13 protein-coding genes are annotated in these 12,419 nt (G+C 68.6%); 8 read left to right on the top strand and 5 right to left on the bottom strand.

Translation table 11 applies throughout. The features are described from left to right. Window positions 1-186: 186 nt before the first annotated feature. Window positions 187-741, bottom strand: a complete 555-nt coding sequence (locus A5727_RS12365) for an NAD(P)H-dependent oxidoreductase (protein ID WP_068249415.1) — start codon at window positions 739-741, stop codon at window positions 187-189. 92 nt (window positions 742-833) lie between these two features. On the opposite strand from A5727_RS12365, the gene A5727_RS12360 reads away from it, so the two are divergent. From A5727_RS12360 to A5727_RS12340, 5 genes are all read left to right on the top strand, one after another. Beyond that, on the top strand, window positions 834-1,442 hold the full coding sequence (locus tag A5727_RS12360; protein WP_068249413.1) for a TetR/AcrR family transcriptional regulator: 609 nt from the start codon (window positions 834-836) through the stop codon (window positions 1,440-1,442). After that, window positions 1,439-2,491, top strand: coding sequence for a DNA polymerase IV (locus A5727_RS12355; RefSeq protein WP_068249426.1), 1,053 nt, complete (start codon window positions 1,439-1,441; stop codon window positions 2,489-2,491). Before A5727_RS12360 ends, A5727_RS12355 begins: the two co-directional genes overlap by 4 nt. Before the next feature lie 61 nt (window positions 2,492-2,552). Beyond that, window positions 2,553-3,263 (top strand): sensor domain-containing protein, encoded by a 711-nt coding sequence (locus A5727_RS12350; RefSeq protein ID WP_068249411.1) that lies wholly within the window; start codon window positions 2,553-2,555, stop codon window positions 3,261-3,263. A gap of 23 nt (window positions 3,264-3,286) precedes the next feature. Continuing rightward, window positions 3,287-4,051, top strand: a complete 765-nt coding sequence (locus A5727_RS12345) for a sensor domain-containing protein (RefSeq protein ID WP_068249409.1) — start codon at window positions 3,287-3,289, stop codon at window positions 4,049-4,051. A 10-nt stretch (window positions 4,052-4,061) separates the two neighbouring features. Beyond that, entirely contained in the window at window positions 4,062-5,177 is a 1,116-nt protein-coding gene (locus A5727_RS12340; RefSeq protein ID WP_068249407.1) for an AAA family ATPase, read from the top strand. On the opposite strand, the gene A5727_RS12335 is transcribed toward A5727_RS12340, so the two are convergent. Next, a complete protein-coding gene (locus A5727_RS12335; protein WP_068249405.1) occupies window positions 5,143-6,039 on the bottom strand; it encodes an SDR family oxidoreductase in 897 nt (298 codons plus the stop codon). The two genes, A5727_RS12340 and A5727_RS12335, sit on opposite strands and share 35 nt — an antisense overlap. A 27-nt stretch (window positions 6,040-6,066) precedes the next feature. After that, window positions 6,067-6,714, bottom strand: coding sequence for a TetR/AcrR family transcriptional regulator (locus A5727_RS12330; RefSeq protein WP_231992056.1), 648 nt, complete (start codon window positions 6,712-6,714; stop codon window positions 6,067-6,069). A gap of 125 nt (window positions 6,715-6,839) precedes the next feature. Here A5727_RS12330 and A5727_RS12325 point away from each other — a divergent pair, with 125 nt between their 5' ends. Beyond that, window positions 6,840-8,327, top strand: a complete 1,488-nt coding sequence (locus A5727_RS12325; protein WP_068249403.1) for a cytochrome P450 — start codon at window positions 6,840-6,842, stop codon at window positions 8,325-8,327. 3 nt (window positions 8,328-8,330) lie between these two features. Here A5727_RS12325 and A5727_RS12320 read toward each other — a convergent pair whose 3' ends face one another. After that, the gene (locus A5727_RS12320) at window positions 8,331-8,747 is read right to left on the bottom strand and encodes a 2-isopropylmalate synthase (protein WP_068249401.1); all 417 of its coding nucleotides are present in this window, start codon (window positions 8,745-8,747) and stop codon (window positions 8,331-8,333) included. 220 nt (window positions 8,748-8,967) lie between these two features. Between A5727_RS12320 and A5727_RS12315 the strand changes: the two genes are divergently transcribed. Beyond that, window positions 8,968-9,345, top strand: coding sequence for an ArsR/SmtB family transcription factor (locus tag A5727_RS12315; RefSeq protein ID WP_068249399.1), 378 nt, complete (start codon window positions 8,968-8,970; stop codon window positions 9,343-9,345). Then, window positions 9,342-10,982: a SulP family inorganic anion transporter gene (locus A5727_RS12310; RefSeq protein WP_068249398.1), complete on the top strand. Its 1,641-nt coding sequence runs from the start codon at window positions 9,342-9,344 to the stop codon at window positions 10,980-10,982. Before A5727_RS12315 ends, A5727_RS12310 begins: the two co-directional genes overlap by 4 nt. A gap of 2 nt (window positions 10,983-10,984) precedes the next feature. Here the strand turns inward: A5727_RS12310 and A5727_RS12305 are convergent, their stop codons facing one another. Next, complete coding sequence (locus tag A5727_RS12305; RefSeq protein WP_157521346.1) at window positions 10,985-12,349, bottom strand: PE-PPE domain-containing protein; 1,365 nt, start codon at window positions 12,347-12,349, stop codon at window positions 10,985-10,987. Between the last annotated feature and the right edge of the window lie 70 nt (window positions 12,350-12,419).

Raw genomic sequence — 12,419 nt, 5'->3', positions numbered from 1 at the left:
CCCCCCCCCCCCCCCCCCCCCCCCCCCCCCCCCCCCCCCCCCCCCCCCCCCCCCCCCCCCCCCCCCCCCCCCGCGCCGCCCCCCCCCCCCCCCCCCCCAACCCCAACCGCCCCCCCCCGCCCCCGCCCCCCCGGGCCCCCACCACTGTGATTTTCTTCCCGGCTCACCCGCCGGGCGACGTTCGCCTCACTGCGACGAGACGTCGGCGATCAGCTTCTCCAGCACCTCGCGCACCCTCGCCGTCACCTCGGCACTCTCGCGCGGATGTTTTCCGTCGAAGACCTTCGACGACACCGAGAACTCACTGGACTCGACCACCGTCGCGCCGGCGATTCCGAGCGCCTTGCGGGTGTCGTCGTGGGCCCACTTTCCGCCGTAGCCGCTCGGGGACGAACCGATGACCGCCACGGGCGTGCCCTTGAGCGCACCGGAACCATAGGGCCGGGACCACCAGTCGATCGCGTTCTTCAACGCCGCAGGGATGGTGCCGTTGTGCTCGGGCGTGACCACCAGGACCGCGTCGGCGTCCGCGCCGGCGGTGCGCAGGGCGACGGCGGCGGCCGGTGCGTCCGCGGTGTCGATGTCCTCGTTGTAGAGCGGCACCTCACCGAGGCCCTCATAGAGGATCACCTCCACGCCGCTGGGCGGGTTCTCCACCGCCACCTCCGCGAGCTGCCGGTTGAGCGAGCCGGCCCGCAGGCTGCCCAGCAGCACCAACACCCTGGTCTTGTCCTCTGCCATGTCCCATCCCTTCACCACTGTGGCGCCAGAATCATCCCACCTCTCAACCGGACCACGGTCCGATTAATTTCCGCCTGAGCTAAAGTGGTGGAGTGGAGGCCGCAGGCGCAGCGCGAGGATTGCCCGTCGCCGACACCGCGCCCCCGGAACGCGGCGACGCCGCACGCAACCGGGCCCTCCTGTTGGACGCCGCCCGCCGACTGATCGCCGAACACGGCGCCGACACCGTCACCATGGACGACATCGCGCACGCCGCGGGCGTCGGCAAGGGCACGGTGTTCCGCCGCTTCGGCAGCCGAGCCGGACTGATGATGGTGCTGCTCGACGAGGACGAGCGTGCGAACCAGGAGGCCTTCCTGTTCGGCCCGCCTCCCATGGGACCCGGCGCCCCTCCGCTGAATCGTCTCGTGGCCTTCGGTCGCAGCCGGATCAGGTTCGCCCATACGCACCATGAACTGCTTTCGGCGGCCAAACGCGACCCCCAGTTCCGGTCCGCCGAGGCCGTCCTCGTGCAACGCCGACATGTCGAGTTCCTTCTCGAGTCGGCCGGCACCACAGGCGATCTGGCCGCCCAGACCGACGCACTGCTGGCACTGCTGGACACCGACTACGTCGAACATCGACTGACCGCGGGCGGACTCACGGTCGACGAACTCGGTGACGCCTGGGAAAGCCTGGCCACCAAGCTGTGCGGGCGGTGACCACCGGAACACGCACTCACCGGTGGATCCTGCACGTCGACCTCGACCAGTTCCTGGCCTCCGTCGAACTGCGCCGCCGCCCCGAGCTCGTGGGACTCCCCGTCATCGTCGGCGGCAGCGGCGATCCGACCGAACCACGCAAGGTGGTGACCTGCGCGTCCTACGAGGCCCGCGAATTCGGCGTGCACGCGGGCATGCCGCTGCGAACCGCCGCCCGACGCTGCCCCGACGCGACGTTCCTGCCCGCGGATCCCGACGCCTATGACGCGGCCTCCGAAGAGGTCATGGCCCTGCTTCGCGACCTCGGGTACGCGTGCGAGGTGTGGGGCTGGGACGAGGCCTACCTCGGCGCCGACGTCGATGATCCCGTGGCGCTCGCAGAACACGTCCGGGCAATGATCGGCGCCGCGACCAGCCTGTCCTGCTCGGTGGGGATCAGCGACAACAAGCAGCGGGCCAAGGTCGCCACCGGATTCGCGAAGCCGGCGGGCGTCTCCATCCTCACCGACGCCAACTGGATGGAGGTGATGGGAGACCGGCCCGTCGACGCACTCTGGGGTGTCGGACCCAAGACCACGAAAAAGCTTGCGGCCATGGACATCACGACCGTGCGCGAGCTCGCCGGCGCCGATGCCGAGACACTGACCTCGACGTTCGGCCCCACTACCGGACTCTGGCTCCTGTTGTTGGCCAAGGGCGGCGGCGACGACACCGTCCGCTCCGAACCCTGGGTGCCCAGATCGCGCAGTCATGTCGTGACCTTCCCGACCGACCTCACCGAGCGGGCCGAGATCGACGCCGCGCTGGCTCAGTTGGCGCGGCGCACCCTCAACGACGTACTCGCCGAGGACCGGGTCGTCACACGCGTGGCCGTCACGGTCCGCACCAGCACGTTCTACACCCGGACCAAGATCCGCAAGCTGGCCGAACCCGACACCCGGGAGTCCGTCATCGTCGACACCGCGTTGGCGGTGCTGCACCAGTTCGAACTCGACAGACCCGTGCGGCTGCTGGGCGTCCGCCTCGAACTGGAGACCCCTCCCGCATAAAACCGTCGCAGTGCTACGCCTTTCTTCGATACAGTGAAGCAGGCACTGAGGAGGATTCGCCATGATCGCAACCCGTCGGATCATCGCTGCGCTGGCCGCCGGCGTCGTCGCCATGGCCGCCGCGCAGTCCGCGCCGGCCATGGCCGCCCCGCGGCCACCGATGCCGAACCTGACCTTCGGCGCCCACCTCGAGCACGTGCTGATCGGCGCCGAGCCCCTGAGCCGACTCATCGGGGTCGACGACATGCACGTCGTGGGCACCTCGACAACGCTGCTCGACCGCACCCCCACTGTCGAACCAACACGCTGCCTGGGCGCGTTCGAACCCGGCCACCAGAGTGCCTACGCCGCAGCGCAACCCGGTGACACCGTCAGAGCGATCATCGCCGACGGCAAGCCGGGCCGCGCGGTGCACTCCGTCAACCAGACGGTCGTACGCATCGCCGACCGCCGCGCCGCGCATGACCTGGTGTCCTCGGCCGCCGCGGACTGGGCCTTCTGCAGCGAACAGCCGGTGACCAGCACGCCGCGCCCCGGCCGGGTCGACGAGTGGACATTGAGTCCACTGCAGCTGCGCGCGGACGACACCATCCTGGTGCAGTTGCAGACCAGTGCGCGGGCCACCTGTGAGCGCGCCATGACGTCGGCCGACGCTCAGGACGGCGCCATCATCGTCGATGTGATGGCCTGCGACAAGAGCGGCGACGATCCATCCGGTCAAGCCGAGCGCATCGCCGCAACCATCGCCGACAATGTAGGTCGGGCGCACTGAGCAGTGCAGAGAGGAGCGCGCCGATGCGCACACGAAGCCGCGCGGTGGTGGTGTCGATCGCCGTGCTCGGCGCGGTGATCGTCTTGGCCTTCAGCGCCGTGCTGCTGATCCCCCGCCAGAACTCCTCAGGAGACACCGCGGGCACCCCGGCGCCGGTCACCACCACGCCGGCCGCGATGCCGATCACGCCGGTCCCCCTCGAAGCACTGTCGGGACTGCTGCTGACGCCGCCCGAGGCCGCGCCGGTGGTGGGCGCCAAGCAGATGGCCGCCAACCCGGACTACGGCGACAAGGTGTACGAGGCGATGGCCGACAAGGCGCTCGTCGACGAATCGTGCATGTCCCTGTCCCCCGGTCTCGAGCTCACCTACCTCGACAGCGGGTTCACCGGGTCTCGACAGCAGTTCCTCAAAGGCACGGACCCTGATCGCAAGCTGGTGCAGACCGTGGTGTCCTTTCCCGACTCCAGCGCCGCCGAAGCACATGTCACCGCCGCCACGGCCAAGTGGAAGGCCTGTGCCGATCGCCGCATCAACCTGGCCCCCGTCGGCGGCGATCCGAACCATTGGAATGTCGCTGACGTTGTCGTGCGCGGCACGGGAGACGACGCGATCCTGACGGCCTCACGCACCGAGGAGGGCGGCGCCGGGTGGGGCTGCCGAGACGGTATGGCGGCCCGCAACAACATCGTGATCGACTTCGCGGTGTGCGGCGAGGACGTTCCGGAGTCGGTGCTGCCCGCCTTCGTCGAGGCCGTCACCGGCAAGATCAAAATGGCAGCCGGTTAACGTCGATCCCATGCTGTCCACCGTCGCGGTGCATGGATACCGCTCGCTGCGCGACATCGTGCTGCCGCTGAGTCGCCTGACCGTGGTGACCGGAGCCAACGGCACCGGCAAGTCGTCGGTGTATCGGGCCCTGCGACTGCTGGCCGACTGCGGCCGGGGCGAGGTGATCGGCGCCCTTGCCCGGGAAGGCGGCCTGCAGTCCGCCCTGTGGGCCGGCACCGGCACCAAGAAACGCACGGTCGAGTTGAAACTCGGTTATGCCGCAGACGATTTCGGCTACCTGGTGGACCTCGGGCTGCCGCAGATGGCGGGCATCAACTCGTTGTTCGACCGCGACCCCGAGATCAAGCGCGAGGTGGTCTTCGCCGGGCCGGTGCTGCGGTCGGGCTCCACACTGGTGCGCCGGGCCGGACCGCTGGCCCAGGCCTCCGACGAGTCGGGTCGTGGGTTCACCGACCTGACCCGCGGCCTGCCGACCCACCGCAGCGTGCTGGCCGAGTTCGCCCACCCGGGTGAACTGCCGGAACTGGCCGCGGTGCGGGATCGGCTGCGGGCCTGGCGGTTCTACGACGGCTTCCGGGTCGACGCCGACGCGCCGGCGCGCCGCGCGCATGTCGGGACCCGCACCCCGGTGCTGGCCGAGGACGGTCACAATCTGGCGGCGGCCATTCAGACCATCATCGAGGCCGACTTCGAGGATCTGCAGCGCGCCGTGGCCGACGCGTTCGACGGCGCATCGGTCGCCACGGCGGTCAGCGATGGACTGTTCGACGTCGAACTGCGCGCCCCCGGTCTGCTCCGGCCGCTGCGCGGTGCCGAACTCTCAGACGGCACACTGCGTTTCCTGCTGTGGGCAGCCGCGCTGCTGAGCCCTCAACCACCGTCGCTGATGGTGCTCAACGAGCCGGAGACCTCACTGCACCCGGACCTGGTGCGCCCGCTGGCGACACTGATTCGCGCGGCGGCCGAAGCCACCCAGGTCTGCGTCGTCACCCACTCGGCCGCGCTGCTGGACCACCTCGGCGCCGACGCCACCCACATCGAGCTGCGCAGGGACGCGGGCGCGACGCAGATGGTCGGGCAGGGTCTGCTCAATGCTCCGTCGTGGCACTGGGGTTCGCGTTGAGCGGCGCCCCGGTCTGCGTCGCCGGGCGCAGCGCCCGGGTGAACAGCACGTTGACCCGTTGCATGGCCACGCTGTAGGGCAGCCAGGCCAACCGTTTGAAGGCGTAGAACGCGCGGATGTCCGGCGAGGTGTAGATCAGGAACCGGTTCTTCTCGATGCCGGCCAGGATCTTGTCGGCGGCCCGTTCCGGCGACACCGCATGCCCGCTGAAGCGCCGAACCCAGCGGTCGACCTTGGGGTGTTCGCGGTCGACACCGGCGATCTCGACGGTCTTGACCAGCGGGGTCTTCACCGCCCCGGGCACCACGACCGACACCCCGATGCGGTGCCTGGCCAGGTCGAATCTCAGCACCTCCGACAGCCCGCGCAGGCCGTATTTGCTGGCGCTGTACGCCGCGTGCCAGGGCAGCGCGACCAGTCCGGCCGCCGACGACACGTTCACCACATGGCCGCCGTTCCCGGCGGCCATCATCGGCGGCACGAACGTCTCGATGACGTGGATGGGGCCCATCAGGTTGATGTCGATCATCGACCGCCACTGCCGGTGGGTGAGTTGGTCGACGGTTCCCCACGCCGAAACGCCGGCGATGTTGAGGATCACGTCCATGGCCGGATGCCGGGTGTGGATGTCGGCGGCGAAGGTGGCCACCGCGTCGTAGTCGGAGATGTCGAGGGCGCGGTGCTCGGGAACCTGGGCACCCAGCGCCCGCGCCTCTGCGACGGTCTGTTCCAACCCCGCCGCGTCGCGGTCAGTCAGGTACAGCTCGGCGCCCTGGGCCGCCAACCGCAGTGCGGTCGCCCGGCCGATTCCGCTGGCCGCGCCCGTCACGAAACACCGTCGGTTCGCGAAGCTGTTCACCATGCCAACCGAACATACCGGCGGTATCGCTCAGTTCTCGGCAGCGCCGCCCCACAGGCACGTCAGCCACAACTGCTCGAGCACCTCGACTCCACGCTCGATACCGTTCTCCGGCGTCAGGAACCGGTTGTCACGAGACAGCGTCATCACGGTGGTGGCACCCAGGGTCCGGATGAGTGCCGGAATGTCGTCGCTGATGGGATGTGCAGTGCCGGCGGCGATCTCATTGCGGACCACCTCGACGATCTGGTCGACGACACCGGCGAACTGATCGTCCTGCACCTTGCGGATCTCATCGTCGCTGCTTCTGGCGATGTTGCACGCCATCATGACCGGATCGTTGCGGGCGAACACCTCAGCGGCGCTGCGGACCATGCGCTTGGCGAAGGCCGCGGGCGATTCGTTCGCACCGCGCGGTGCGAAGTACTCGGTGAGCTCCTCGAGTTCGCGCGCCGCCTCGGCGAGGATCTGTGCCAGCACGGCGTACTTGGTGTCGAAGTAGAAGTAGAAGCCGGACCGCGCGACGCCGGCACGGTCACTGATGGCGCTGACCGAGAGGTCGGCGAACGGCTTCTCCTTGAGGAGCTCACGCACCGCGTTGACGATCGCCTGCCTCTGGCGGTCGCCTCGCCGGAGGGGTTCCCCGTCGGCGGAATCGACGGACTGCTCAGCACTCACGTCAATACCATGCACCACACCGCCACCGGAATGAAACTTGACACGCGTCAACAGGGCCGGTGAAATGAAGGTCACGTGGCGCATGCCACACCCCGACACCCGTTCTGCGGCAAAGGAGCGTCCAGGTGGCCCCAGCGACGATCAGCACTCCCCGTTACCTTCTCGACCAGGCCAAGCGCCGGTTGACGCCCACTCCGAACACCATCCCCGGCATGGGCGCGATCGAGAAGCGGCTTCTCGAGAAGGAGTGGGATCAGTTCGTCTTCGCCGAGCCACCCGCCGGCAGCGACCTCAAGCCGATCATGGGTGATTCCGGTGTGCCGATCATCGGCCACATGATCGAGATCTTCCGCGGCGGTCCGGACTACATCCTGGAGCGCTACCACAAGGAGGGCCCGGTCTACTACGCCGAGTCGCCCGCGCTGTCCTCGGTGCTGGCCCTGGGGCCTGACGCCACGCAGGCCGTGTTCTCCAACCGCAATAAGGACTACTCCCAGCGCGCCTGGGATCCCGTCATCGGGCCGTTCTTCGAGGGCGGCCTGATGCTGCTGGACTTCGAGGAGCACATGTTCCACCGGCGGATCATGCAGGAGGCGTTCACGCGCACCAGGCTGGCCGGGTATGTGCCCCACATCGATTCGGTGGCCTCCAAGGTCCTGGCGACCGACTGGGCGACCAACGACCCGCGGTTCCTGTTCTACCCGTCGGTCAAGGAACTCACCCTCGACATCGCCTCCGAGGTGTTCATGGGCCATCCGGCCGGCACCGACAAGGAACTGGTCACCACGGTCAACCAGGCGTTCACCACCACCACGCGGGCGGGCAACGCGATCGTGCGCAAGGCCGTGCCCCCATTGAAGTGGTGGCGCGGCATCCAGGCCCGCAAGACTCTCGAGAACTACTTCCTGGACCGAATCGCCGAGAAGCGGCGCTCGGAGAGCACCGACATGTTCAGCGTGCTGTGCCACTCGGCTGACGAGGACGGCCAGACCTTCACCGACGACCAGATCGTCAGCCACATGATCTTCCTGATGATGGCCGCCCACGACACCTCGACGTCGACGATGACGACCATGGCCTACCACCTGGCCGCCAACCCGGAGTGGCAGGACCGGTTGCGCGAGGAGTCCGAGCGCATCGGCGACGAGCCGCTGACCATCGACGCGCTCGAGAAGCTCGAGAACTACGACCTGGTGATCAACGAGTCGCTGCGGATGATGACGCCGCTGCCGTTCAACTTCCGCCAGGCCATCCGCGACACCGATCTGCTCGGGTACTTCATCCCGGCCGGAACCAACGTCGTCACGTGGCCGTCGATCAACCACCGGCTGCCCGAGCTGTGGACGGATCCGGAGAAGTTCGACCCCGACCGGTTCTCCGAGCCGCGCAGCGAGCACAAGCGGCACCGTTACGCGTTCGCACCGTTCGGCGGCGGCGCGCACAAGTGCATCGGCATGGTGTTCGGCCAGCTGGAGATCAAGACCGTCATGCATCGACTGCTGCGCCAGTACCGGCTCGAGCTGGCACGGCCGGGTTACCAGCCGCGGTACGACTACGGCGGCATGCCCGTGCCGATCGACGGTATGCCGATCGTGCTGCGTCCGCTGCGCTGATCCTCAGACACCCAGTCGGTTCGCACAGGCGAGGATCGCCGTGAGGGCCGACTGGGTGGCGTCGGCCGACCAGCCGAGCGCCCACTCCTCGGCGGCCCCGTTTCCGCCTCGGACGAACGTCGCGGTGTTCTCGCCCGCGTGCAGTTGGTGGAATTCGAGTGTCTCGAAGGCGACACCGTGTTCGTAGAGCATGGCCGTCAACGCCCCGATCGGCCCGACGGCCGAGGCCGTCGCGGTGCACACGCGGTCACCGATCGACAGTGTGGCCTTGAACTCGCCGGCGGCGGCGCGTTCCCAGCCGCCCAACCGCACCGGGCCCGAACAGGCGGCGAACGTGGTGAGGACGGCGTCCCAGGACATTCCGGCGGTCTGTTCGCGCAGGCCGCGTGGGAGGGGTGCGTCAAAGAGGTTCGAGATCATCGCAATCGGTCTTCTCTGGTCGAACGGAGGTGACCGACAGGCAGCAGCTGATGACCCACAGCGGGGGGTCGGTCCGAATCAGACCCCGCTGCGGGCAGCTACTACGAGAAGATGCCTGCGCACGATCGCCGAGCCTAGTCCGGTCCGGAGCGACCACGCAACGTCATTTGTGTACAGTGGATTGCGGTTTTGTTCAATTCATAAATTGTTAGGCCGCACGATGCCCGCACGTTTCCTCGACGACGGTGAACAGCCGCTCTACGAGATCAAGGCGAACCTGTTCAAGGCGCTCGCCCACCCCGCCCGGATCCGGATCCTGGAGATCCTGTGCAGCGCCCCGGAGTCGACCCCGGTGCGCGACATCCTGGCCACCACGGGCCTGGAGGCCACGCTGCTGTCCCAACACCTCGCGGTGCTCAAGCGGCATCAGGTGGTGACCGCCGAGCGCGTGGGCAACGCGGTCTTCTATCGGCTCGCGCACCCGCAGGTCTCCGAACTGCTGCGGATCGCACGCATCTTCCTCACCGACACGCTGGCTGCCCGACAGGACCAGCTCAACGCGATTCGGTCGCTGCCCGCGATCGGACCCACGCCGTGATCGCGGCGCTGGGCGCACGCGCCGCACGACTGCTGCCCCATCGGTCCGACTACGCCGAGACCCGCCGGTCCTGGCGCCGCGACATCCTGGCCGGGGTCACCGTGGGTGTGGTGGCGCTGCCGCTCGCGCTGGCATTCGGCATCAGTTCGGGGGTCGGCGCGGCCGCGGGCCTGATCACCGCCGTGGTCGCAGGGATCGTGGCAGCGGTGTTCGGCGGGTCGAACGTGCAGGTGTCGGGCCCCACCGGGGCGATGGCCGTGGTGCTCGCGCCCGTCGTCGCGCACTACGGCCTCGGCAGCGTCGCGCTGGTGACCGTGCTGGCCGGAGTGCTTGTGCTGGCCGGCGGGCTCACCGGCCTCGGGCGTGCGGTGACGTTCATCCCGTGGCCGGTGATCGAGGGCTTCACGCTCGGCATCGCCGCCATCATCTTCCTGCAGCAGGTCCCGGCCGCGCTGGGCCAGACGGCGACGCCGGGCCAGACTCCGCTCATGTCGGCCTGGCAGGTGGTCACCTCGGTCGACTGGGGTGCCGCCTCGACGGCGCTGCTGGTGGTGGCGACGGTCGTGGTTCTGATGGTCCTGCTGCCCAAGCTGCACCGCGCGATCCCGGAATCGCTGACCGGGGTCGTGGTGGCCACGGTGCTCGTGGTGGCTCTCGGCATTCCCGCGGCACGGATCGGTGAACTGCCCGCGCACCTGCCCGCGCCCGTCCTTCCGCATGCCGACCTCGATGCGCTTCGCACGCTCCTGGGTGCCGCCCTGGCGATCGCCGCGCTGGCGGCCATCGAGTCACTGTTGTCGGCGCGCGTCGCCGCGACCATGTCGCCGTCGGGACCGTATGACCCGGACCGGGAACTCGTCGGCCAGGGGCTGGCCTCGGTGGCCTCGGGCATCTTCGGAGGAATGCCCGCGACCGGGGCCATCGCCCGCACCGCGGTCAACGTCCGCTCCGGCGCGCGCACGCGCGTGGCCGCGGTCGTGCACTCGGTGCTTCTTCTCGGGGTGGTCTACCTGGGCACCGATGCGGTGTCCGCCATCCCCCTGGCCGCACTGGCCGCAGTCCTCATGGTGACCTCGCTGCGGATGATCTCCGCATCGACCGTCCTGACGATTCTTCGGTCCACCCGATCGGATGCACTGACGTTCGCCCTGACCGCGATCGTCACCATCTGCTTCGACCTGATCGACGCGGTCGCGATAGGAGTGTTGGCCGCAGCGTTCTTCGCCCTCCGCGGCGTGGCCCGTCGGAGCAGTGTGCAGCGTGAGCCGCTGCCCGGCCCGCCACACCCGCACGACGACCGAATCGTCCTGCTGCGACTCGACGGGGCCATGTTCTTCGGTGCTGCCGAACGGATTTCGAGCCTCATCACCGACGCCGAACATCCCGACGTCCGCGTGGTGATCATCAGGATGTCGAACCTGGGCATGCTCGACGCGACGGGAGCCCACACCCTCGCTCTCATCGCCGAGGAGTTGGAGGCGCGAGGCGTCACCGTGATCATCAAGGGCGTTCAGCCCGAACACATGGACCTGTTGACCAATGTCGGCGTGATCGAGGCCCTCCGACACGAGAACCACCTCATCGATTCGCTCGACGACGCCGTGGCCCACGCCCGCCACCACGCTTCGGCCGGTTGACCTCAGGCCGCGGCGTCAGCAGCGCTCGGCGCGTTCTGCGATTCGCGTCCTGACTCGGTCCTCGTCTGCACCCGTGGCTTGAATGTGAATCCGCTTCCCGCGCGCCGGAGTCCGTCCCGCACCCGGTCGACGGCACCGCTGACGGCCGCCTTGAGCTTCTGCGTCGCCCGCGCGGTCGACGCTCGCCGGGCGGCACGGTCCGCGCCGAGCTCGGTCCGCTTCAGCGTCGAGGGCCACAACTCCTTGGCGGCTCGCTGGGGCTGCACTTCCGGGGCCGTGCGGGCCGGATCGACGGACACCGTTCGCGCGACGGCAGGGGGGCGCCCAACCAGGATCCTCAGGCCCTTCTCCAGCGCGGCAACCAACTTCGGCAGCGCCCTGAAGATCAGCCCCGGCCGCGGAAGCAGCTTGGCGGGCGTCGGCTGCCACACCGGCGTCTCCCGGTCGTAGCCGAGTTCGACGATCTCGGTCAGCAGCGGCTCGATCGCATCCAGCAGGCGCGACGGGACACCGGCGTCGTAGAACGGCTGCAGCAGCGGCAGATGCCGCGGGGCGAGGGTGATGTAGTCGGTGAGCTCACCCGCCTTGGCGCCGGTCCACTTCGGATCGGAGACCAACAGCTGCCCATCGTGGGGGTCCGCCTCGTAGTAGTAGCTGTGCAGATAGAAGAACCCGAGCGCCGCGTTGGCCAGCGCGACCAGATTCAGCGGATAGGTCGGGAAGTCCGAGATCAGGTCGTACTTCCAGCTGATGTCGGTGAGCTGGTAGCCGGTTTCGGTGTTCGCACCGTCGGTGGTGACGCCCAGAATCGGGATGCGCAGGCCGGGAAAGCGGGCAAACAGCCCACCGTTGGGGCGATTCGGGCTGCCGATCGCCAGGAACCGGACCTGATCGGGGTTGGGCACATCCTCGCCGGCCAATGCCTGGGAATGCAGTTGACGCAGATACCGAACCACCACGCTGGCACTCGAGGAATACCCGACCACCACGATGTCGTCGTCGGGCGTGGTCTCCTTCAGCGCGTCGCGCAGGGCGGTGTCCAGGCTGCGCACACCGTCGGCCTGCTGGGCGTCGAACGCTGAATCCGGCCGCCACACCTTGGCATTCCAGCTGATCACGCCGTAGCTGTCCATCGCGCAGTCGGGGCGCGCATCGCACAGTCCGTAATTCACGCTCGCCGGGTCGAAATAACCGTTGAGCTCGTCGAGCATGTTGTCGCCGTCGGGTCGGCCGTTACCCCCCATCGCCATGACCCGCTGCACCAGCAGATCCACGGGAGCCGACGGCGCGGGCGTCACCTGCGCCACCGTCACCGCTGTCGCGACCACAAGGCACGCCACAGGTGCCACCCACACCGAAAACTTCACGAAAGCCCCCTCCCCACCTGGGGCCAGATGCTACGTCTCGATGGGTATCTGTAAGGAGATTTCCGTCAGA

This window comes from Mycobacterium sp. ACS4331 (assembly GCF_001667265.1).
Taxonomy (GTDB): Bacteria; Actinomycetota; Actinomycetes; order Mycobacteriales; family Mycobacteriaceae; genus Mycobacterium.
The sequence above is the reverse complement of the archived record's forward strand: the minus strand, read 5'-3'. Positions and strand labels throughout refer to the sequence as shown.

Bases quoted from the DNA above. Each gene is read 5' to 3' on its own strand.
- A5727_RS12345 (WP_068249409.1), top strand. From the start codon at position 3,287: ATGCGCACACGAAGCCGCGCGGTGGTGGTGTCGATCGCCGTGCTCGGC.
- A5727_RS12340 (WP_068249407.1), top strand. From the start codon at position 4,062: ATGCTGTCCACCGTCGCGGTGCATGGATACCGCTCGCTGCGCGACATC.
- A5727_RS12365 (WP_068249415.1), bottom strand. From the start codon at position 741: ATGGCAGAGGACAAGACCAGGGTGTTGGTGCTGCTGGGCAGCCTGCGG.
- A5727_RS12335 (WP_068249405.1), bottom strand. From the start codon at position 6,039: ATGGTGAACAGCTTCGCGAACCGACGGTGTTTCGTGACGGGCGCGGCC.
- A5727_RS12315 (WP_068249399.1), top strand. From the start codon at position 8,968: ATGCCCGCACGTTTCCTCGACGACGGTGAACAGCCGCTCTACGAGATC.
- A5727_RS12320 (WP_068249401.1), bottom strand. From the start codon at position 8,747: ATGATCTCGAACCTCTTTGACGCACCCCTCCCACGCGGCCTGCGCGAA.
- A5727_RS12350 (WP_068249411.1), top strand. From the start codon at position 2,553: ATGATCGCAACCCGTCGGATCATCGCTGCGCTGGCCGCCGGCGTCGTC.